This is a genomic window from Paenibacillus sp. FSL H8-0548 (assembly GCF_038630985.1).
Classification (GTDB): domain Bacteria; phylum Bacillota; class Bacilli; order Paenibacillales; family Paenibacillaceae; genus Pristimantibacillus.
Window position 1 is genome coordinate 6,005,708 of the sequence record NZ_CP152049.1, and the last position, 23,000, is coordinate 6,028,707.

A 23,000-nucleotide genomic window follows, 5' to 3' on the forward strand; every position below is an offset into this window, starting at 1 on the left:
TGAAGGAAGTTGGAGAAATTCGAAGAGCTGCGAGAACCGATGGACATGCCTGATCCTCATTTTCCAATTAAAGTACATCATAGTGCGTGCAAAGAGCAGGGCGTCGTCATTTTCCCTCATCACTTTCATGAGCATCTTGAATTTCTATACATCGTTGCTGGCAAAGCTTTAATTGAATGTGGATCAACGACCATAACGGCCTCAGCCGGCGATTTCATCGTAGTTAACAGCAACGAGCTCCATTATGGTGTCAGTCTGTCGGAAGATTTGTATTACTATGCGCTTATTGCTGACATATCACTGCTGCACAGCCAATCGGTGGATGCGGCTGAAACCAAATTTATTACCCCGATCACTCAAAATCGTCTACTGCTGCAAAACGACATCGGTAATGACAGCAAAGTAACTGCCAGCATGCTCGCTATCGTCCATGAACTCGAGCAGCGCGAGTTTGGATACGAGCTTGCCATTAAGTCCGAGCTTTACCGGCTGCTGACGCTGCTGCTCAGAAGCCATGTAGCCACTATCCTCACAAAGGATGAATATGCAGAGCGAATGAAAAATATCGAGCGCTTTGCCCCCGTCTTTCAATATATTGAGCGATGCTTTCAAGGCGAACTATCTGTTGATTTGCTCGCGAGTATGGCAAATTTAAGCCGCTTCCACTTTAGCCGCTTGTTCAAGGAGCTCAGCGGTCATACCGTGACGGAGTACATCACGATGACTAGGCTTGGCAAAGCCGATTATTTGCTGCGCCACAGCAGCCTCACCGTATCCGAGATCGCTGCTGCCACAGGCTTTAACGACATCTACTATTTTAGCCGGACGTTTAAGAAACACAAAAAAGTTTCCCCGTCCACACTTCGGGGAAACTAGATTCAAACATGCACGAGCCTCTAAGCAGGCTATTTGCGTCCGAAGTCGGCTTTAATTTCGCCCCACTCTTCGGTATTCCATTTCAGCACCTTATTGGAATAGGTATTCATTTGAATCCATTTGATCGCTTGATCAGTCAGCTCCCATATTTTCGCGGTGGACGCATCCCTCTTTAACGTCGAGGCTACCTTCTTATTGCGAAGCCAGCTAAGCGCGGTTTTGGAATCGGTATAAACGGTTCTCGCGCTGCCCTTCTCCTTCAAATAACGAAGTGCATGCACGATGGCAATAAACTCGCCCAAATTATTCGTACCATTCGCAATAGGGCCTACATAGAACAAAATGTCACCCGTCTGCGTATCTACACCCTTATATTCAACAGGACCCGGGTTGCCTCTAGTGCCTACATCAACGGATATACTGTCATAATCAATAGAGGGTTCCTCTCCGAACAGCACAGTCTGCTGTACACTTGGACCGGATTTTGTGCCTGTCTTCGTACTTGTCGCAGCTTTCCCCTGTCCCCAGTGCTTTTTCCACCCATCCTTGAACGCCGCCTCGGCGAGCGGCTTGCTCTCAAACGATTTGAACTTTGCATCCTGCATGCCGTTTACCTGCGCTTGGCATTCCGGCCATGTTGAGAATACCCCTGTTTTCTTGCCTACCCAGACCACATAATATTTCCCTTTAGCCATTGCTGCTAACTACCACCTTTATTGAAGTTGATGCTCGGATTCATAAATTCCAGCAGTGCGATTTCATAGCTCTAGAATACCATAAATGATCAAGCTTAGAGTCGCTAATCTTACCCATCACTGACCTTTTATAAAAAATAACGGATGCCGTTGTCCCTTCCTCGGGATCAACGGCATCCGTTATTTTTCACGTGCATGGTCTAACAATTGTTTAGGAATTCAGTACGACACCTTCTAACATACGTCCCCTAAAACGCTCGCCAAGCAGCTTGTATCCTTGCGCATCTGGATGGAGGCCGTCAGATAGATGAACCGCGTCAGCTTCAGAGAACCATTCCCTGCCGTCTCGGTAATACAAGTTCTGATCCCCTCGATTCCTCAGCAAGGCAGCAACCTCTGCGATTTCCTCCCGAATAAAGCTTACCGTCAAATCAAGCTTATTCGGCGTTGCTTCACGCTCTGAGGCGAAAATGGGAGAGATCAGCAGCAGCGGCGTATTTCGGTGCTTCTCGCGTATAATTTCCAGCATCCCGATAACGGAAGACTTTAGAGCTCTAGCACTAAGAGATTCCGCTCCGTAGATATTAATGCCAAGGCAGAGGGAAATAATATCTGCTGGAAGATCGCGAATAAGACGTGCGACCATTGGCTCCATCTGGCAATTTCCAGAATACCCTAAGCATGTTAAGTTAAGACCACCGATACTAGATGCAATAGAAGGCCAGGTCTGTGCCGGACTATCAGCAGCGACACACTGCGTAATGGAGCTGCCGTACGTGATCCACTTTGGACGAGTATCTGGAGCTGGCTCTGCATAGGCATCTGCATCAAGCAAGAGAACTGTCAGTGTCATACCGATATTTTGCGGAAGCCAGATCTCCACAACTTTGCGGCCGCTTGGCAAATCCGTCCAAGCTGCCTCCATCTCACCTGCCGCAAGATCCGCCGTACCAACGAAATTTCCGTCTGCCATGCAATCGATGCGCGCTCCTTCGGTTAATGGCTCAAACTTTAGCGTAATGAATAAGGAATCCGTCTGAAATCGCAGTCGAATTCCTGCGCAAATTTCCGCCTTGCCACCAATGCCGTCTGGCGGGTACAGTTCATAATCGGCATAAGGAATGCGCCATGGCTTCAGACCGCTCCCCCGTCGTTCCAGAGAAACCGCTCCATGAATCCACTCTTCTGAAAGCTGAACATGCTTCATAAGTCAACGCCTCCTCATGCTGTTCAAGCTTGCAATATGCCCCTTATGCTAGTTTACCTTCTCAGTCATTAGCCGACAGAGCCTTCCGCGAAGCTCTCTCCAAGCCATGCACCTTGCTCTACCAATTTCGCTTGAAGCTCAGCAATCAATACATCGCGGGAACCACCGTCGATACGGAGCGCCAACGCTGCCGCCGTGCCTGACGCTTGGCCCATAGCGAAGCAGTTCGGCATCACTCGCAGGGAGCCTTGAACGGCTCGGTCTGATGAAGCGGCCCTGCCCGGCACCCAAATATTATCTAGGCCAAGCGGCAGCAATACACGGTAGGGAACGCCATGGGACTGTCCCGGCGGCAAATGCGTGAACGTCATGTTTCCTTTGCTAGTGGCCATATGGATATCGATATAATAAGCATTCCGCGCGATATCATCCGGAAAGGATCGAGCTTCCATAAAGTCTTCCGCCTTAAGCACATAGTCGCCTTCGATGCGGCGAGTCTCGCGTATGCCAAGTTGCTCTCCGCTTGCTACCATATGCGCCCCCTCGAACCCTGGCACGTAGTCGCGGAAGAACCGAAGCTGGCGTTCTGCCAGGCGGCGCCCTTCAATTGCACCCCGCGTCAAGTCCTCTGCCTTCGTACCGTCGATGCCGAATACATGGCCAAAATTGACACCGACAAGATAGTCGCTAACCCATGCCAGACCGGAGATCGACTTGCGGCCTTCCGGAAGCGCTCCTTCCTCAATTGCACGTTCCACCGTTTGATGAAGCTGACCCGAATCTCCGGACTCCTCCAAAAACGTTGCAAAGCTCTTCCGGTCAACGTTCGCCAGCAAATAACACATGCTGCCGGGCTGCAGTTCTCCCTGCTCTCCACCCTTCTGAAACGGAGCCCCAGCCATCGCAGCAATATCCGCGTCTCCTGTCGCATCGATAATATAGCTGCACCGGACAAGTGAACGACCGCTCTTATTCACGACCACAACACCGTCTACGCGGCGATTATTGGCTGACATTAGCACTTCACTAACGAATGTATGATAGAGCAGCTCCACGCCTTGCTCTAGCAGCGCATCGTCGTATACTCGCTTCAAAACCTCAGGATCGATCGGCACCCAGTCCAATGTATCCTCATATTCACGCTGGAAATCCTCCTTGCAAGCACGTTTCATTCGCTCCATTAAAGCCATTCCGACGCCGCGAATAATCGGCTTTTCTTTATCCGTAAAAGGACAGAAGGCAGGAACGAGAGAAACGGTTCCCATGCCTCCGAGAAATCCTCTCTGCTCAATTAATAGTGTTCTCGCGCCATTTGCTGCGGCGCTAATTGCCGCTCCGATACCCGAGGCTCCGCCGCCGATAACGACCACATCCACCTCTCGGGATACAGGAATTGGCTTCACCGGCAGTGTAACGTATGAACCGCTGTTCATATACGATTCCCTCCTTCTTGCTCTTCGGCTCCCTCTAAACAAAGCTTCAGCAAATCATCCACATCAGCCGTTGCCAAACACTCTACGGTGTCCGCCGACCCGTAATAAATTTTCACCTCGCCCGTTTCCTCTAGTATCATTCCTCCAGGGAAAATGACATCGTTTCGGAAACCGCCCTCCGTTTCATAAGATGCTTCTGGCGCAATGAGAGGTGACTTCGACATGCCGATGATTCGGCTTGGGTCTTCCTTATCCAGCAGCATAATTCCCGCTGTATATCGCTTCTGCCAGCGATCCTCCCAGCCGTTCTTGCCGCGGCTGCGGTCAATGTCCACCGCGTGGAAGGTAGTGAGGTAGCCCTTATCCGTCTTAATCGGCGGCGCGCCTGGTCCAACCTTATCGTTAGCAAACGGAACCTGCTCCACCGACAGCAGCAGCTTGGAATTCCCCCAATATGCAAGATCCGGCGACTCACTCATCCAAGTATCAAAGCGATCCATACCTCCGCGGCTATACACCGGCATAGGTCTTTCCAAGCGGACATATCGGCCGCCAATTCGATCGGGAAACAGCACCATATTGCGGTTATCAGGTACGCTCAAGCTGAGTACATCGAATTTCGCGAAGTCGTCCGTCACAGCGATCCCCCCGCGCAGACCATGCTTCGTATCTACCGCGAAACACATATAGCAGCGTCCTTCAATCACGGTCAGTCGAGGGTCATATACACGAATGACCTCTTCATCATTCCAAATCCAGCATGGGGCCGGCTGAGGCTTCCAGTTCACGCCATCATCGCTGTACGCAAGCCCCAGATTTGTCGTGCTATGCGGCTCAATCGTCCCCTTCTGCGCGTCTCCGTAATCATTTCGGAAAACCATGACGTACTGGCCTTGAAACTTCGTTACGCCCGCGTTGAATACCATCGCTGGATGATATGGCACATCCTTTGGCGACAGCACCGGATTCAGCGGGTGCCTGTGAAGAATAGAACTAGATGTCAATTCGCCTATCGTCTTGTCAGTCATGGAATATGTCCTCCTTAAGTTTGCCCCTATGCTGTTCTTTCTGATTGATCTATAATCTTCAGCCTTTCAAAGAACCGGCTGTCATTTGCATAAATGATTTGTTCGCAATGATATAGACGAGCAGCATCGGCAGTACCGATAAGCAAGCCCCTGCTAGCATGAGATGTGTCTGCATTGCTGCGGATGAGCCATAACGCAAATTGGCAAGGCCTACAGTTAACGTTTGCAGTTCGGGACTCGTCATTGTGAATACGAGCGGCAAAATATACTCATTCCAGCCATGCCGGAAAGCGAACAGTCCTGCAACGCCAAGCCCCGGTGCAAGCAGTGGAAGCATAACCTTAAAGAACGTCCTAATAAAACCAGAGCCGTCAATCATCGCTGCTTCGTCCAGCTCGCGCGGGATAGATTTAAAGAAGCTCGAAAGAATAAAATAAGTGCTCGCATGCGCGCTGATCAAAATTAAGATTACTCCCCACAATGAAGTGTTCAGATGCAGTATAACCATTAGATCATACTGAGGGCGAAGCACAACCGCACCTACGGAAACAAACAAGGTTGAAGCTTGTACTGCAACGTATAATTTCTTGCCGGGGAAGTCTCTGCGGTCCGTTACATAGGCAGCCATCGCTGCAACAAGCAGTGTTCCCACTGTAGACACCGTGCTAAGAAAGGTGCTGTTCCAGGTAAACCTTGCAAAGTTCGTTTGCTTCCATGCCTCGGCGTAATTTGCAAACTGCCATTTAACGGGCAGTATGCCGGTACCGCTCATCAGCTCGGAGCTGCTCTTCAGCGAGCCCGCAATCATCATGACGAGAGGAAATAAGGTCAATATCGTTACGGCTAGCAGGAACAGTCCGATCAGCACACGGGAGATCCATTTCGCGTAAGACTTTCCCGCCCCTATCGCTTGTTGGTTCATTTTGCTCAGCCTCCTAGAATACCCGGTTCATTTTTCTGCTGAAATAATAATAAAGTGCTGTTATAGCTCCTACAATAAGAGCCGTTGCGAAACCTACGGCACTGCCGTAACCGATCTGCTGCTCTACCGGCGAGCCTGTGGATACTGGGAAGAGTAGCTTATACAGATACAAGTACATCACTTCTGTCTTGCCGATAGGCCCGCCTTCGGTCATGACCATAATACTCTCGTATCCTTTCAGAGACGCGATAACTGCAAGCATAATAATAACCTGCATAATCGGCCCCAGCATTGGAACGGTGATACGGGTAAAGCGCTGTACAGCGTTCGCACCGTCAATGGAGGCACTCTCGTACAGATCGCGCGGAATGCTCTGAAGGCCCGCCAAAAATAACAGCATATAATTGCCGACAGCCCCCCATGCAGCGACCAGAATGACCGTGAGCATCGCATGGTCTGGTCCTAGCCAATTGATTGGATCAGAAATAATTCCGTACTTCATCAATTGTTGATTCACCATTCCGTTATAAGCGTTAAACAAAATATAGAAGACGACAGAGATAACCGCTGTGCTAATTACGGTGGGCATAAAATATACGGCTCTCAAAAAATTACGGCCTCGAAAGCTTGCGTTCAATATTACGGCAAGCAGCAGCGAGAGCGGGATGGTCAGCACCAGCTTTCCTCCTGCAAAAACAAGCGTATTAACGACCGATTGCCAAAATAAATCGTCCCGAAACAGTCTTCGGAAGTTATCGAGCCCAACGAACAATTCCTGTCCATAACCTGCATAATCATAGAACATATACCGAAGCACCCATACTAGCGGGTATATGCCCAGCGCCAGCGTCAAGATGACGCTCGGGAGCAGAAATAGAGAATTCTCCTGAAGTTTTCGTAATTTCAGCACCTTTCTCTCCTCCTTTATGATATCCTGGCGACCGCCGGCAAACGACAGAAGCCAGAAAGCCTCCGCGAAGTCTTCGCGAAGGCTCCCAATTTTCGCTTCTTACAGCTTGCTAGGGTCAAAATCTGCAAGAGGCGTTATCGCTGCTTCGCCCTTCTCTACCGCTTTGTCCAATGCATCATTGTAACGTTGGTTCAAGTCCTTAACGAGTCCATTCAGGTCGCCGCCGCTAAGCATGTATTTGAAGAATACGTCGCCATAGTTCGCTCCCTCTGGCGTTATGCTAGGTGTTGCTGGCCACATAGCGTCATGCTGACCGACCAAGAAACCTTCCATTCCTTTGATATCCGGCTGCTTCGCTTTCTCTGAAATGCTAGGAACAACCGCTATGCCGAAACCTTTCTCATGGTACGTTGTCATAACATCGTCCGCATACATATACTCCATGAACTTCCATGCTGCTTCTTTATGCTTGGAGCTTGCGCTGATGCCAAACCATGTGCCGGCGGAGACGATCTCAGACTTGCCTTTGATTTCTCCGTTTATAGTCGGCGCCAGTGTACCGCCCCAGTTAATATCTGTCGGGAATTGATCTTGGTATACGCCTGGTTCTGTCGAGAACGACATGTACATGCCGATCTTGCCAGCTGCGAATTGAGCGCGAAGCGGATCGATATCCAATGATTCTGCGCCAGGGAGAATACTGCCGTCTGCCCACATTTGCTTGAAGTACTCAACAACCTCAGCGTATGGAGCGAAGTCGAACTTGCCCGTCTTGAGGTCATAGCCAAGTCCTTGATACCCGCTCAGCGACAAAATTTCGCGGATCGAACGATCAAAGGCGCCCTTAGGGTTTTTGTAATTCAACGCAAAGCCGTATATGCCCTCTGACTTGCCGACTTCCGTAATCTTCTTCGCTGCGTCTACCAGCTCTTGCATTGTAGCAGGAGGAGCAGTTATGCCAGCCTTGTCGAACAGCTCTTGGTTGTATACTAGACGAAGGGTCAAGCCTGTATTCGGAAGGGAATATAGCTTGCCTCCGAAACGGTTCACTTCATCAATGATCAAACTGTCGAATTTCGTCTTCATCTCATCCGTTAAGTAATTGTCAATCGGTTCCAAATACCCTTTCTTCACAAAAACGCCCGTGTTGGCACTTTTAATACGAAGCAAATCAGGTGCTTGATTTCCTGAAAACGCAATGTCTACACTCTGGTTGAAATTCTCGGAGAGCACCGTCAGCTCCACCTCGATATTGTCAGAGTTGCTTGCATTAAACTCCGTAATAAGCTCTTTTAGATACTCCTGATCATGCCGATCGTCGGTCCAGTACGTAATCGTCGTTTTCTGAGCCGGCTTCTCCTTCTGAGTATTTTCCGTCTGGGCTGGTTTCTCTGTTGCTTGATTATTGTTCTGAACTGCATTGTTTCCGCCGCATGCCGCGAGGACGAGCATAATCGTTAGCGCCATAATGAGAGCTGAAGATTTTTTCAACATGTGCAATACCCCTTTTCGGTTATATTATTGTGTGTCTACGATTTCATTATAGGAGCGAAGCGATAAAAAAGGAGGGTGGCACAGCCACTCTCCAGGTGCGGTAAGTTCATTCTGTTATAATGTCCACCTCATCTGAATGGTAGCTCTCACGAAACTCAGACGGTGTCATCCCTGTCGATCGTTTAAACATGTCGCTGAAATAACGCCGTTCCTCATAGCCGACCGCAAATGCAATCTCTTGTACGGGCACACCGTCAATCAGCATTGCTTTCGCCTTGCGGATGCGCTCAGAAGTCATGTATTGCGTAAGTGTCATGCCTGTTACTTTCTTAAATAAAATGGAGAAATAGCTCGCGCTGAGGTGAACCTGCGCTGCGCATTCCGTAACCGTTACCTCACGTCCAAGCTGCCCGCTTAGATACTCCATCGACTTATAAATAATCGTCTGTCCCTCAGATAGTGTTCCCCTTCGAACTAAATCAGCACCATCCCTGCAGAGCGACTCCATCTGCTGCTGAAGCGCGGCCAATGTGACTCCACTGGAACGCTGCATCGCTTTAAATCGGTCTGCTGCGACCTTAATATCGGAATAGAAGCCAAGCTCATGAAACGTTCGCATCGCGGAAGCAGCCAGTTCCTCATATAAACTAAGCAAATAATCAGGACTCGGCCTACGTGCCAAACCTTTAAGCGCCTCCGCCATTTCTTTAAGCAGCGATACCGCTTTCTCCCCATTGCCCGAACGCAGCGCGAGCAGCAGCTCATCCTTATACTCTAGTGAAACCGCTTCAGGCTGATCCGTGTGAACGACATCCCCATAGCTGATCACGCTGTTTCCAGATGTGTAGAGATGATGAGCGAGTGCCCACTCTGCCTGACGGCGCGACTCAGGCAAGCCGCTAACGCTTTCCGCTACACCGCCTATGCCAACAGAAATTGTAAATTTCGAATATTTCCCGATATGATCACAGCAGCGTTCAGCCAAGGCTGCCGCCTCCGCCGCATCGCGGACATTCACTACTGCGACGAATCGATTCTCCTTGGAGCGATACACAATGCAGCTTGCGTACTCGCGCATCGTTTCCTCTACGATGTTCTGTAAAGTAAAACGAGCCAGCTCTATTTGATGAACAGAAAGCTCCTCCATCCGCTCTTGAAATCCGTCAATTTCCATCAGCAGCACCGCCATCGCTTCCGGTCTTACGCTCAGCCCAAGGAACTCCCAGCGATTTGAAGCCTTATCCCATGATGTGGGATAGCTCAGTAGAAGCTCCATATATTCCTGCTGAAGCAAGGGAATACTCTCTCGCAGCTTGCGCTCCATCTCTTTCTCATTCAGCAGCCTGGCCCGCTCCTGCAGTCCAGCCTCTCTCGCCTTTAATACGGCGGTCATAATATCCTCCTCCGTGAACGGTTTCACGACAAAGTCGAACGCGCCAAGCTTCACCGCTTGTCTAGCATAATCAAAGTCCGTGTAGCTGCTGATCAATATAATTTTACAGGCATGATTCAGCTCAAGCACCGCGCGCAGCATAGACAGGCCGTCCATTTTTGGCATGCGGATATCCGTTATGATAATGTCAGGCTTCATCTCTTTAATAAGCATTAGCCCATCTTCCCCGTTATAGGCTTTGCCTGCAAGGATAACGCCCTTCTCTTCCCATTCCAGAGATGAAAGACCTTCCACTACGCTCTTAATATCATCGATGATGCATAAACTAACTTGTTCCGTCTTATCCAAAGTTATTTTCCCCTTTCAATGGAATGGTTATTTTTATGGTCATGCCATTGCCTGGCTCACTGTCAATAACGAGCATGCCTGCCTGCTCGCCGTAATAGAGATGCAAGCGGCTAAGAAGATTGCCAATCGCATAACCCTTCTCTGAGGTTTGCCTGAGAAGAGAGCTTGCGGTCGCCTTATCTATGCCAGCCCCATTGTCACTGACCGTAATGATGCAATGACCCGCCTGAGCATCTGAATCCAATGAAATACGAATTCGACCTCCACTTTCTATGTCGCCGAATCCATGCAAAATACTGTTTTCCACCAGCGGCTGCAGCATAATTCTTGGCACATACAGCGCCTCCACCGCAGTGTCATTTATCTCAATTTCGTACTCAAACAATTCCTCGTAGCAATATTTTTGCAGCTCCAAATATTGCCTGACATGCAGAATTTCCTTCTCCAGCGTCGTAAACTCCTGCCCCTTGTTCAGCCCAAGCTGGAACAAACGGGATAAAGACATGACCATATGCTGGGACTCCTCGGTTTTTTTCAGTTTCATTTTCCAATAAATCGTATTTAATGTGTTATAGAGAAAATGAGGATCCATTTGCGCAGACAGCGCTTTAATCTCCGTCGTCCGCTTATTCGTCTCCGCTTGCTTCACGTCGTCAATCAAGCTGACGATCTGCTCCAGCATCCGATTAAAACGAATGCCGATTTGTGCAAGCTCATCACCGTTCTGTATCTCGAAGCGTGCCGTAAGATCATTGCTCTCCACCCTCTTCATAACGACCAGCAGACTCTTGAGAGGCTTCAGCAAATAACGGATCAGGCCGCTGGACACAATCGTGACCACTACAAAACAGCCCAGCACGATAAAAACGATCATCCACTTAACGAAAATCAAGTCCTGCAGGACGTTGTTTTTGGATTGAATCGAAACAATTTTCCAGTCATTTAACCCTAAGGAGGCGTAGTTAATAAAATAATCCTCATCATGAAGCGCATGCGTCGCTTGGCCCGCTTCGCCACTGCTGACAATGTCGCCAATCATGCCGCTATCCACCGCTTGCTGGACAAGTGAATTGCTCTCGCGAACGACTAGCCCTCCCTTGTTGTTCACTAAAAAACGCATTGAGCCGCTCGCTGAATCCGTCCCGATCAGTCTGCTCAGCCCGCTTTCGCGAATGTTAACGACCACGTATACATCTCTTAACGAGAACAGGGTTGAGTCGGTAATCGGCTCCAGCACAAGCGAGACCACTCGCTGTTTACCCGTGAACAGCTGGTCCTCGTGACTTTCCACCCAAATATTCCGCTTCTCTTGCAAAATTCGCTCGTACATCGGCGTATCCTGAAAAGTTACAGAGCGATTGCGATTAATGGACAGCGGATAAAAGTCTCCCATCGGAGTGGATACGTAGATGGAATGGATGAGCGACTCCGCCACTCTTGCCTGCGAGAACACATTGTCCATATTATTTAGATGCTTATAATAATTGTCGTAATCACCAGCCGACACGCTCTCCAGCAAATCTTTGAATGGCTCACTGATCATGAACGTCATCATAACCAACATTAATTTACTCAGCTTCTCATCTACGACTTGGGCGGAGGTGGCGACCGAATCCTGCGTTAAGGTGAGCGATTTCTCTTCCAATATTCCAGCCGATATATAGTAGGATAATCCTCCGGTCACTAGAACAGCCATAATCGTGACGATGAGAAAGGCATATTTCAGTTTATTGCGAAACGACAGCGTATTCACTCGCAGCATGGAGATCACTTCCTGCACTTATAATTTGGGAACCCTTTCATTATGTCACGCACAGTCTTGCCACACAATGCAATGACAGGAGCCCGCCAGACACGGGTAAGCCATGTCTGGCGGGCGGTTAGGAAATTAGATCATTGCTAATCGTTAATCGTGAAGCCTACATTTACATCTCGCGATTCATTGTTGTATGGCCGTCGTTACTGCTGCTATTATACTGCTCTATTTCGCTGAAGACGGAGAGGTAACCCTACTGTTGACAGGCGGTAAAATAACTCCATTAATAAATTCCTGCTAATCTTCCCCCGGCAGCTGTTTTGAAATTCGCGAGAAATTAGCGTTAGACGAAACACAAATAGGGATATCGAAGCTAAAGATCACTTCGGTATCCCTTAAGCCTTTTCAACTCATAGACCATTGCCCTCATCATCCCTGTGTACTCTTACCTATCTATTCTCTCTTTAATCATCCATAAAGCCAGATCATGCCCAACATGCACATAGCTGCCTAACTGCACTTGCTCATTTCCGTCCATGATTCCTCTTCCATCAGGAATATAGCCCCGCTTAGCATAAAGGCGCTGTGCATTCCCATAGGTATGGAACAGCCCAACACCAATTCCGACCATGCTGTGCTTCTCAAACGCTATTTGTTCGATAGCATCCATTAAAGCATTGCCGATGCCTAGTCGGCGACAGGTAGGAACAACGTCAAAGTTATTAATCTCTGGAATTCCTTTCTCAGCGAAATAGGAATAGGTTGATGCTGACAACAGATGAAGCCACCCAGCAAAGCTCCCCTCATATAAAGCGACAAGAGTAACTCTTTCCCCCGACTTGTTCTCTTCCCAGCACCTTTGAATATAATCCAGTGGTTTCCCAATATGGTGCTTAGCTAGTCCTTGGAATACGGCATCAACATCTTCACTGTTCATTTGCCTTATTTGAATAGAAGTACTCATATCGCAATCCCCTCTCAAGTGTTTCCCAAAATGATAGCTTTCCCTCATCTTACCACGGCTTATATGGTACAGTACGGCTATAAATAAACTATCCCTACTGTTGAGGCGCTCAAAAGGCTGATCGTTCCTCGCACTTGTGCTGCCTCAAACCTTCTATTCGTTAGCCAACCTATTGCTTCCATCTCTACACTGCACTTTGTACAATCAAGCCGGCTTCCGAGCAGGTTCAATGAACCTACAATGTACTTATTACAATAGAATGGCACCATTCTATGCAAAATAGGCCCATTAGACTGAAATCTACTGTATTTTGTACAACGTAGCTCCTCGATTCGCTCTTTATGATGGTTTCTGCTGCACAAACTACATTACTTTTCATACTCTCCTCTATCGGGTATGGCTTTGCTTAAATTTATATAAAAACAAAAAATACTTCGGATGAAATGTCTGACGAAGCGTATTCATCAATGAATTTTAGCGTTAGATTCAGACGCCGTGCTCCTCCGCATTCGCTCCGTCCGCTCGGACTGCCCCTGACCTCTTGCATGCCTTGCGAGCGCTCTCCCAGCGCAAAAGCTATCCTGCACTTTTGCAGTAACTTCATGCGATTAAGACGCTCTAGCAAACCGCAGCATCATTATCAACAGGTTCCGAGAATGCATAATTTCCTATACAATAAAAAAGACAACCATAAAAAACTGGTTGCCAGATCAATCACCTATACGAGAACTTTGCTGAATACACCATCAAAATACGCCTGCAAATCTACTTTAATCGGCATAAAATAAATATTGCTGTTCGTTTGCTTTGTATACGCCAAAGCTTGCTTCGAGAACTCAATATTCCACTCCAGAGTAGGCTGAAAATCTTTTGGAAAAACGACGTGGTTTCTAGTTTCCCAATACCGTCTGGACGATTCGGATACAACAGGTGAAACGCCCCAAAAAATATCTGCTCCTTCCATCATTTCCGAATAAAGCGTCATCAAGCGAAGGTCGAAGAAAGGCTGGGTAAAGAAGCCATCCACGCCTGCATTAAGCTTTTGCTGCACATATTCATATTCTTTGCGTACGCTGTTCCGATAAGGATCAAGCGCTGAATATATTTTCAAATGAGGATGCTCACGCTTCAGCTTCGCAATTAAATCGAGGCATGTTGTCGAATATAGCGGCTTGCTGCTATTTTTCGGTACATCTCCCGTAATGACAAGAATCTCCGAAATTTGATGCGTGTCCAAGTATTCAGCTAAAACAAAGGGCTCGTCGGCGTCAAAGTCCATCGCACGAATATGCGGAATACTATCCTTATAAAATGATTTGGATAGACGCGTCGCTTCCCAGCTTCTCAGTTCAAACCTTGTCAAATCAGGAATATTAATCGTATTGATAGACGGAAACTGAGCTTGCACAAGTTCAAGCTCAGCTCTTAATCCTTCTGAATCTCTAGGTACAAGCTCTAACGAAATTCTCACCACATAGTCTCCTTACTTCCATAATAATCAGTACGCTATTCTATTAATGTATAATAATTCATGATACCGAATTTTAATGCGTTTCTCCAATAAGTTTAACCACTAGTATCTATCAATTTTTCTTATAAAGGAGAATCGTATATATAATGCTTCTTTAGCTGAGCCGCTTTTCCCAATCCTCTGCACTCAAGCCTTCACCGCTATACGACAGCAAAGGCGATATTTCAATATCCCGTCCCTGCAGCTCAGCCTTCGGAACACCAGCGGCTGCTAGCCATTTTTTATGCAGCTCTAGGACGAGGCTCCGCGCACTAGCAGGACTATCCTCGCCTGATTTATTTTTCACTGGAGCGAATTCCGCATCACGTCTGACCTTTAGTACGGTAATTTCATCGGCATATGGCAAAAAGTCAAAAATAAAGCGCTCCAGCTTATACGCATTAGGCTCGGTTGGTACAATGGCTTGACCCTCCGTATCCAGATACTCCAGCCTTTTCGAGGCGACATGGTAAGGGATGTCCGCATCCGCATACTCTTCAATGAACTCAACCTTGAATAGGTGGATCGAAATATGCCCTAGGCCATAAAACAAACGTCCATCCTTCGTTCTTTCATTACTCACTGACTCTGGAATTTCATTATATTCGAGCACTGCTGGACGACCATGCTGCCGACAAACAATGCCGATTTTCTCATCCGCATTCGTCTTCTCGATCACCTTAGTAGCAATTCTGTTGTTATAATGAGCCGCCACGCCAATAAAAGCAGGGTCAGCTACCTTAATAAGCGCATTATCTACGTTATAATAAAATAACCATTCGACGCCTCGCTGCTTCATGTCTGCCAGCGCGCCAGAACGCCTCAGCGAAGCGAAGCATTCTCCATTGCCGCTTGGTGCAAGCTTGATCGCCCCTTCTGCCGATAGCAGCAGCTTCCCATCGTGATCAACGGCGGGCATCATATTTTGCTGAAAGATAAAGCAGTCCTCTGCAGGGTAACCAAAGAAATCGGCGGCTTGAAAAAACGCTACCGTTGCATCATGGTTATCCGGACTTGTCATGATGTACCAAGCAATCGTTCGTCCCGCTCGCTTCGATAAGTGAAGCAGCCTTTCCGCTTGCAGCTGAAATAACGACTTGCCGGAGGGAAGTCCTATGTCGCATGTCCCCTTTGGCCCATCATGTCCTAATCGGCTGCCGTTTCCTCCCGCTACAACGACCACTCCAACAGCCCCAGCTCGCAGCAGCTCCCAGCCCCGTTCGGTGAACGCCTGCTTCTCCTGCTCCTCATAACGCTCCCAATCCACGTAAGCAATCGGGGTTATATGGGCTCCACTACTGCTGCTCGCCGCCTGCTTGTATTTTTCAATAGCTGCGAACAGCTGATCCAGCTCCATATGCTCGATCTGAGCCGACAGTTTCATTCTTGCAGCCTCTGGCAGTCCATCAAGCCTCTCTAGCAGATGCTCCTGATGATATGCGCGAAGCTTGTTCTTCACATGACTGATATGCTGCTCCATCCGCTTTCCTCCTTATACATATCCTCGCGAAAGCTCTCAATGAATTGCTGTGCGCGTTTCGGCAAATAATGATCCTTAAGCCAAAGAATACCGACATCGGACTGAAAATCCGCATCCTCTATATCAAGCATTTTGACGACGCTGCCTGGGAAAGAAGACATGACCGACTTCGGGAACACCGTTGCGCCAATCCCTCCAGCAATTAGCGACATAATGATAGCAACGCTTGAGCATTCACATATAATATTAGGCTCAAACCCGTGACGCTTGCATTCATTCACAACTTGCTCGTGCATACGGGTCGTCTTGTCCGTCTTTAAAGTAAGAAACGGGAAATGAGCAAGCTCCTTCATGCATATCGATTCTTTGCTCGAGTACGCCGTCCAGGTGCTTGGAATAACGGCCACGAACGGATCTGAGGGCAGCGGCAGTACGGAATATTGCTGTGGATGCTTCTGAGCCTCAAAAGGAAGCCTCGCGACTACCAAATCAATGGCCCGCCGTTCAAGCTTCTCACCAAGATAAAAGTGATCGCCCTCCGATATTTTGAACGTAACCTGGGGATACTTTTCCCTAAATAATTGAATTCGCTTGGGCAATAGAGAAATGCAGGACACTACTGAGCCTATAGACAGGACGCCGTGAATGCCCTCCTCCATCCCCTTCACCTCTCTGAGCGAATCATCAAATTGCTGTACTAACGATTCTGCCTTAACCTTGAGCAGCTCGCCTGCATCAGTTAGCAGCAAGCCCTTGCCATTACGCTCAAACAGCTTAACGCCCAGCTCCTCCTCCATCAGCTTCAGCTGTCTGCTGAGTGGCGGCTGTTCCATATTAAGCAGCTTCGCTGCGCGCGTAACCTGTCCTTCTTGTGCTATAGTTAAGAAGTATTTGAGTTGACGCATATCCATATCGTTCACTCCACTCGTGCATACCTTTAAGGTATACACATTCAATAAAATAGATATTTTAAATATATCGCATGAAGTGTTAGCATTCAATTATCGATCACTTAAGGGAGATGGGCATATTGCTTCAATCATTGGAAATCGAGTTAACCAAAAACAAGAAACAACAGCCAGCAGCAGACCAGCTTGGATTCGGAAATTACTTCACGGATCATATGTTTATTATGGATTATTCGACAGACAACGGCTGGCATAAGCCACGCATCATTCCTTACCAACCGATTGTACTCGATCCTGCAGCTAAAGTATTTCATTATGGACAAACGATATTTGAAGGGCTGAAAGCGTATAAAACCGAAGATGGCCGCGTACTGCTGTTCAGACCTCAAAAAAACATACAAAGAATGAATCGCTCGAACGAGCGGCTCAGCGTTCCTGAGCTGGATGTTGATAACGTTATTGAAGCGTTGAAGCAGCTTATTGCCGTAGATAAGGATTGGATTCCAGCAGCGCCAAGTACATCGCTGTACGTTCGCCCCTTCATTATTGCAACTCAGCCGCAGCTTGGTGTAGCGCCTTCCACTGAATACCAATTTATCATAATCATGTCGCCAGTGGGCGCTTATTATACAGAAGGCGTAAATCCGGTCAAAATATTCGTCGAATCACACTATGTGCGTTCCGTTAAAGGCGGCGTAGGCGAAGCAAAAACTGCGGGAAATTACGCGGCAGGGCTAAAAGCGCAAGAGCTTGCTACTGCGAAGGGTTATTCGCAAGTGCTCTGGCTTGATGGTGTTCACCGTCAATATATTGAGGAAGTCGGCAGCATGAATGTCTTCTTTAAAATCAACGGCGTCGTTCACACACCAGAATTGAGTGGCAGTATTTTGGACGGCGTCACTCGGAATTCGATTATTCAGCTGCTTCAGCATTGGAATATCGAGGTCGTTGAGCGTCCGATTACGATTCAGGAGCTATACGAGGCTGGTCGCAATGGTCAGCTAGAGGAAGCATTCGGTACGGGAACAGCAGCGGTTATTTCTCCAATCGGCGAGCTGAACTGGCAGGATGATGTGCTGGTCATTAACGAAGGACAAACCGGCGAGCTCTCCAAGAAGCTTTATGATACGCTAACCGGTATTCAAGTAGGCAAGCTCGAAGATCCGCTAGGCTGGACGGTAGAGGCTAGCCCTGTAAATGTCTAAGTAGTATATGAAAAAAAGGCTGTCGACCCCAATCGACAGCCTTTTTTTGCTGCGTCTGGCTCGTCTTCGCCCGGTAAAAAATGTTTATAGCTATTGTTTCCATCTCCAATTGATCGGATTTGGGATAGCCGGTTTTCGTTGCGATCAGACAGCTTTGGCTCATCGGACTGCATACAGGACGCAGCGACGTATGGGGAGCTTGGCAGGATGATTCTTATTTTGACGGTAAGCTGAAGTTTCTAACGAACTGGGTAGATGCACATCAGCTATAAACTCGAAATCGCCGCTTACTTTAGTTACTGCACTCTATCTGTAGACGAGGCAACGCGGCGACTTTTATTTTTTCTCCAAATAAATAGATTACACAAAATTAAACATATCCCTACTACCGCATCGGTAAAGGGAACGAGTATAACGTCAAACGGATAGCCGCCCATCTTTGAAATATAATATAACGTAAAGCTGAAGCTCGCTATTGCGCCTATAGTGAACATATAGCTTTTTCGAAAACCAAGCGCTAACGCAGCCATAATAGCGGTGAATACCGCGACCGAGCCAAGTACCATAAGATTATGATCCTTTTCAATATTTGTGGGAAATAGTAGTCTCTTCGGATACGTATACGAAAAATACCATTCCTCACTAGGCAAACCGTTCAAGGTGGCTCTATACGTGGTCGGGCTGAGCTGCTCCATAGGCAAGTTCGAATGCAGCTTGCTACCACGCGCATCCAAATTGACTTCAAGCTCAACCTGCGGCTCTCCTTCCCAGAACTTCGCCGGTGTTAGATAGTATAAGTGGGAATAAATCATATTAATGACGCCCTTATCATAGATCCCTCCGTTTTCCACATAGCGAATGACAATAGCTTTTGTTTCATTTTCTTCAAACGATAGCGAAAACCGGGCTCCTAACGCCTGAATAGGCATTCCTCCATGCAAATTTAAACTTAGCTCCTTGACGCTTACAGGTTCGATCACAGCCGTTTTCACTTCGGGACGCCAATTGACAGGCCTTAATTCGGCAGCTACACTCGCGGCAATTGTGCTGTCGCCTTCTGTAACGGTCAGGGCTTCTTTGGACGGAGTTAGAAACAGCACATCAACCGCTTTCTTAACATCGCTTTTATTGTGCAGCTCATATTGAACCGTTACTTCCGCACGGCTTGTATAATAATTAGAATCTTGACTAACCGAATACATAATTTTCTCGTGCACCAAACTAATATTTGAATGCTCATCCAGCTGTAATAATCCATAGCCTGCAGCCGGATCATACAGTGGTCCTCCATTTGCGCTGACTTCCGCCGGTACAAGCATAAGGATAAGGACAAGCAGCAATGATCGGAGCTTCAACGATGACATACGAACTCCCTCATTTCTTGTAGCCTTCTTTTATAGGCTAAGCCCGAGCTAAAGCTGCAATCGCTTCCTTATACTGCTCGTACTTTATTTTCCAAACGTCCGTGCGTGACTCGATCGTCTTGCCATCCAGCAACACTTCGATGACATCCAAGCATACATCCCAGCCGGCAATATCTCTAGGCGTATGGTCTGTCAATTTGGTCAGCTTCTCCAGCAGAACTAGCCGGCACCCTTCCGACTCCGGATACAGCTCAAAACGAACCAAATCTTCATCCCAAGTGAATTCCAATACCGAACCTATTTCGAGTGCGACAATTTTTAATTCCTCAAAATCCCCATTCTGCATATCGAATTTAATTACGCCGCCTTCTCGCAGCTCGTCAATACTAAGCTCGGAGAACCATTTCTTTAACTTATCGTTAACCGTCAGCCATGACCAAACCTCATCCACCGCATGCTTTAGATGGCGCTCAAACCGAGCTTCATAACCCGCGTTTACTCCATAAATATGAGCCAGCTTACTCATCTTCTATCTCCACCCTTCATTTCGTTAATTTGGCAACACGCTTCGCCATAAAAATATCCGGTTTTCCAAAGCCGTTAGCGTCCGGCAAAACACCTACGATAGAGAAGCCTGCTTTTTCATAAAATCCAAACGGATGATGGTTTCGATTTTTAATTTGCTGCAAGCGGCCTAATACGTCCGGATAAAGCTCTTGTCCAAAAAGAGTCGTGCCGTTGTCCTCATCATCTGTTCCAAGAAAAATAGTCACCCCGCCCTTTTCTCTCACGCAGCTCTCAAAATCTGCAACCAAAGCTTTCCCGATGCCCTGCCCTTGGTAATCCTTATGTACGACTAAGGGATGCAGATCCCACACGTTTCCTCTATAATTGCTTGCGCCTGCGATCCAGCCAACTACCTTCCCATTCTCATGTATCGCAACTCTGCTTATCCGATCATTTTGCAAAGACTCCTCTACTTCTTCCACGCATTCCGTCCAGTCATTCCAAGATGCAGTGAAGCCATCGAGCAATAGACGCGCTGCCTCCTCAAGCCTGCTCTTGTCAACTTTGGATAATGATATAATTTCCATTGGCTTCACCTCTTATGATTGTTCTCAAACACAGACCATCTAATAATAGAAACAGCAATCCCTAAAACGATTGAAATCAATAGCATAGCGAGAATGCTCAGGAAACCAACTGTTTTATCGCTAACCATCAGCAGAACTACTTGCATAAATCCGAAAAACAACGCAAGATAAATGATCCACCGAATCGCGTACAGCACCCGGCCTCTCGCTCGAATCTTACTCCATTTGCTGCTCTCATAGCTGTCTATTTCGTTCATTTGCTCCCCCTATATAGAAGCTGACATCTAGCTATTCAAACCATACCATATATTTACACCGCTAGAAACCTACGTTGTACTTAATACAATAGAAACCTCACATGAGTCCTATTTCAATAAGCTACACTGCAATTTTGCAGCAGAATCTGCTTCCTGCGGATGATTTCCCCCCTAAAACCCGAATTCCATTGCACAAAGTACAATGTACGGGAGAAGCTAGTCAAATAGCATGGAATCTGTTGTATTTAGTACAACGTAGCCAAGTATCAATCATGCTGCATTCGTACTTCGAGTGTATGGCCTAGCCTTAAACTAAACTATATAACTTGAACTTAAAAAAATGAAGATTAAGCGAAGCGAGAAGATCGTTCTGGAGAAACGTAGTGTTCGCCTTTGCAGCCGGATTCTTACCTTTAAATGTCTTAGAAAACCAAAGAATCTGGCTGCAACAGCGATCGTAAGAATGATCTACTCGCGCAGCGACCAAAGCGTAAATGTTTAGTTCAAATTATTTAGTCAAACCAACTAGACAACAAAGCACAAAAAAACTGCAGAAAAAGGAATGCTCTTCCTCTAGCTGCAGTTTTCCGTATTGCTTAACTATTATTTTGCGTTATAAAATGCTTCCAATTGGCTGACGATCGCTTCAAGCGACCCGTCAACACGAGTCTGGCGCTGTTCTTTGTTGAACAACGAGGAAATTTGTTCAGGAAATTGCTGCTCAATGCCGCAAAGCTCAATCGCTTCATTGAATTTAGCTGGGTGCGCTGTCGCAAGCGAAACGGTAATCGCTTTGCCATCGCTGTATTTGTCAGCAGCTGCTACACCGCAGGCCGAATGCGGATCAAGCAGGTAGCTGTTTGCCGCTTCGTATTTTTTAATTGTGCTCAAGCACTCTTGCCCTTGTACGCCATGTGCGCCAAATTCCGCCTGCACCTTGCTCAGCGCTTCGCCGGAAATGACAATTTGTCCTTCAGCCTTAAACTGATCCATGATCGTGCGAATTTGAGAAGCATCCTCGCCTAGTACGTAATACAAGTAACGCTCAAAGTTGCTTGCCACTTGAATATCCATTGAAGGACTATAAGTGCTGCGGAAGTCTCCCGGCTTATAAACGCCTTCAAGAATAAAGCGCTCCAAAATATTATTTTCATTCGTAGCTAGAATCAGCTTGCCAATTGGAAGCCCCATACGCTTCGCCAGATAACCTGCGAAAATATCGCCGAAATTGCCCGTTGGAACGCTGAAGTTCAGCTCCTTCGCATCCGCCTGCTTTGCAACCTGGAAGTAAGCATAGAAATAATAGACGGTCTGTGCCAAAATACGGACAAAATTAATGGAGTTGATCGCCGCCAAGTGATTGGTCGCCTTAAAGTCGAGGTCTGCGAACAGATCCTTGATCATACGCTGACAATCATCAAAGTTGCCGTCTACCGATAGATTCAGTACATTGTTTTCCTGAACCGTCGTCATTTGCAGCTCCTGCACCTTACTTACTTTTCCGTGTGGATGCAGAATGCAAATTTTGATGCCTTCCTTGCCCTTAACTCCCTCAATCGCAGATGCTCCCGTATCGCCTGAGGTTGCCCCAAGAATATGAATCTTCTTGTTTTGCTTCGCTGCAACGTACGTATACAGCTGCCCCATAAACTGAAGAGCAATATCTTTAAAGGCGAAGGTTGGTCCGTGGAAGAGCTCCAGCAAATAAAGATCATCCTTTAATTTGCGAACCGGCGTTACTTCTGGATCACGGAAGGTCGAATAGCTCGCATACACCATATCCTTCAAATCCTGCTCTGGAATTTCGCCATTCGTATAATACGAGAATATCGCAAGAACAAGCTCTTGATAGCTAAGCTCCTGCCACTCCTTTAACGTTTCTGCCGAAATGACCGGAATTTCGCTTGGAACGAGCAGGCCGCCATCATTGCCCAGCCCCATCATGAATGCGTCGATAAATCCTATTTTTCCAACATTGCCTCTTGTACTGATGTACTCCATTTGTAAAATGCCTCCTATATACAAACCATTATCGTCAATATTATTATCTAAATCATATCATCGTTTTCCATAATAATCGATTCTTTTCACAACAGTATAGCATTTTTATTGGGCAAGGTGAAACTTATACTTCCCTATATTTGAAGGCAAAACGA

20 protein-coding genes are annotated in these 23,000 nt (G+C 47.3%); 2 read left to right on the forward strand and 18 right to left on the reverse strand.

The genetic code is table 11. From position 1 onward, the window contains the following. Positions 1–39 precede the first annotated feature (39 nt). Positions 40–876, forward strand: coding sequence for an AraC family transcriptional regulator (locus tag MHI37_RS25705; RefSeq protein WP_076338090.1), 837 nt, complete (start codon positions 40–42; stop codon positions 874–876). 29 nt (positions 877–905) lie between these two features. On the opposite strand, the gene MHI37_RS25710 is transcribed toward MHI37_RS25705, so the two are convergent. From MHI37_RS25710 to MHI37_RS25770, 13 genes are all read right to left on the reverse strand, one after another. After that, positions 906–1,571, reverse strand: coding sequence for a ribonuclease H family protein (locus MHI37_RS25710; protein ID WP_076338058.1), 666 nt, complete (start codon positions 1,569–1,571; stop codon positions 906–908). Positions 1,572–1,782: 211 nt separating this feature from the next. Further along, positions 1,783–2,778: an SGNH/GDSL hydrolase family protein gene (locus tag MHI37_RS25715; RefSeq protein ID WP_076338059.1), complete on the reverse strand. Its 996-nt coding sequence runs from the start codon at positions 2,776–2,778 to the stop codon at positions 1,783–1,785. A 68-nt stretch (positions 2,779–2,846) separates the two neighbouring features. Next, positions 2,847–4,211 carry an FAD-dependent oxidoreductase gene (locus tag MHI37_RS25720; RefSeq protein WP_076338060.1) on the reverse strand — a complete coding sequence of 455 codons (1,365 nt, stop codon included), beginning with the start codon at positions 4,209–4,211 and terminating at the stop codon, positions 2,847–2,849. Further along, positions 4,208–5,239 carry a glycoside hydrolase family 130 protein gene (locus MHI37_RS25725; protein WP_083676382.1) on the reverse strand — a complete coding sequence of 344 codons (1,032 nt, stop codon included), beginning with the start codon at positions 5,237–5,239 and terminating at the stop codon, positions 4,208–4,210. The genes MHI37_RS25720 and MHI37_RS25725 overlap by 4 nt, the downstream gene beginning before the upstream one ends. Positions 5,240–5,297: 58 nt before the next feature. Next, positions 5,298–6,161, reverse strand: a complete 864-nt coding sequence (locus MHI37_RS25730; RefSeq protein ID WP_076338062.1) for a carbohydrate ABC transporter permease — start codon at positions 6,159–6,161, stop codon at positions 5,298–5,300. Between the two features lie 13 nt (positions 6,162–6,174). Further along, positions 6,175–7,071, reverse strand: a complete 897-nt coding sequence (locus MHI37_RS25735; protein ID WP_144023731.1) for a sugar ABC transporter permease — start codon at positions 7,069–7,071, stop codon at positions 6,175–6,177. A 99-nt stretch (positions 7,072–7,170) separates the two neighbouring features. Beyond that, complete coding sequence (locus tag MHI37_RS25740) at positions 7,171–8,565, reverse strand: sugar ABC transporter substrate-binding protein (RefSeq protein WP_076338063.1); 1,395 nt, start codon at positions 8,563–8,565, stop codon at positions 7,171–7,173. A gap of 106 nt (positions 8,566–8,671) precedes the next feature. Continuing rightward, positions 8,672–10,306 carry a response regulator gene (locus MHI37_RS25745; RefSeq protein WP_076338064.1) on the reverse strand — a complete coding sequence of 545 codons (1,635 nt, stop codon included), beginning with the start codon at positions 10,304–10,306 and terminating at the stop codon, positions 8,672–8,674. Continuing rightward, positions 10,299–12,068, reverse strand: coding sequence for a sensor histidine kinase (locus MHI37_RS25750; protein ID WP_076338065.1), 1,770 nt, complete (start codon positions 12,066–12,068; stop codon positions 10,299–10,301). The genes MHI37_RS25745 and MHI37_RS25750 overlap by 8 nt, the downstream gene beginning before the upstream one ends. Positions 12,069–12,507: 439 nt before the next feature. Then, on the reverse strand, positions 12,508–13,026 hold the full coding sequence (locus MHI37_RS25755; RefSeq protein ID WP_076338066.1) for a GNAT family N-acetyltransferase: 519 nt from the start codon (positions 13,024–13,026) through the stop codon (positions 12,508–12,510). A gap of 718 nt (positions 13,027–13,744) precedes the next feature. After that, complete coding sequence (locus MHI37_RS25760) at positions 13,745–14,497, reverse strand: methylenetetrahydrofolate reductase (RefSeq protein ID WP_218638941.1); 753 nt, start codon at positions 14,495–14,497, stop codon at positions 13,745–13,747. A 154-nt stretch (positions 14,498–14,651) separates the two neighbouring features. Beyond that, entirely contained in the window at positions 14,652–16,016 is a 1,365-nt protein-coding gene (locus MHI37_RS25765; RefSeq protein WP_076338069.1) for a UTP--glucose-1-phosphate uridylyltransferase, read from the reverse strand. Beyond that, the gene (locus MHI37_RS25770) at positions 15,992–16,927 is read right to left on the reverse strand and encodes a LysR family transcriptional regulator (RefSeq protein ID WP_076338070.1); all 936 of its coding nucleotides are present in this window, start codon (positions 16,925–16,927) and stop codon (positions 15,992–15,994) included. Before MHI37_RS25770 ends, MHI37_RS25765 begins: the two co-directional genes overlap by 25 nt. 119 nt (positions 16,928–17,046) lie before the next feature. Here MHI37_RS25770 and MHI37_RS25775 point away from each other — a divergent pair, with 119 nt between their 5' ends. Further along, positions 17,047–18,129 (forward strand): branched-chain amino acid aminotransferase, encoded by a 1,083-nt coding sequence (locus tag MHI37_RS25775; RefSeq protein ID WP_144023732.1) that lies wholly within the window; start codon positions 17,047–17,049, stop codon positions 18,127–18,129. Positions 18,130–18,425: 296 nt separating this feature from the next. On the opposite strand, the gene MHI37_RS25780 is transcribed toward MHI37_RS25775, so the two are convergent. From MHI37_RS25780 to thrC, 5 genes are all read right to left on the reverse strand, one after another. Further along, the gene (locus MHI37_RS25780; protein ID WP_076338072.1) at positions 18,426–19,493 is read right to left on the reverse strand and encodes a hypothetical protein; all 1,068 of its coding nucleotides are present in this window, start codon (positions 19,491–19,493) and stop codon (positions 18,426–18,428) included. Positions 19,494–19,530: 37 nt separating this feature from the next. Next, positions 19,531–20,019, reverse strand: coding sequence for an SRPBCC family protein (locus tag MHI37_RS25785; protein WP_076338073.1), 489 nt, complete (start codon positions 20,017–20,019; stop codon positions 19,531–19,533). A 16-nt stretch (positions 20,020–20,035) separates the two neighbouring features. Beyond that, on the reverse strand, positions 20,036–20,587 hold the full coding sequence (locus MHI37_RS25790) for a GNAT family N-acetyltransferase (protein ID WP_076338074.1): 552 nt from the start codon (positions 20,585–20,587) through the stop codon (positions 20,036–20,038). Between the two features lie 5 nt (positions 20,588–20,592). Beyond that, entirely contained in the window at positions 20,593–20,844 is a 252-nt protein-coding gene (locus tag MHI37_RS25795; RefSeq protein ID WP_076338075.1) for a hypothetical protein, read from the reverse strand. A gap of 603 nt (positions 20,845–21,447) precedes the next feature. Beyond that, positions 21,448–22,845, reverse strand: a complete 1,398-nt coding sequence (gene thrC / locus MHI37_RS25800; RefSeq protein WP_076338076.1) for a threonine synthase — start codon at positions 22,843–22,845, stop codon at positions 21,448–21,450. Positions 22,846–23,000: the final 155 nt, after the last annotated feature.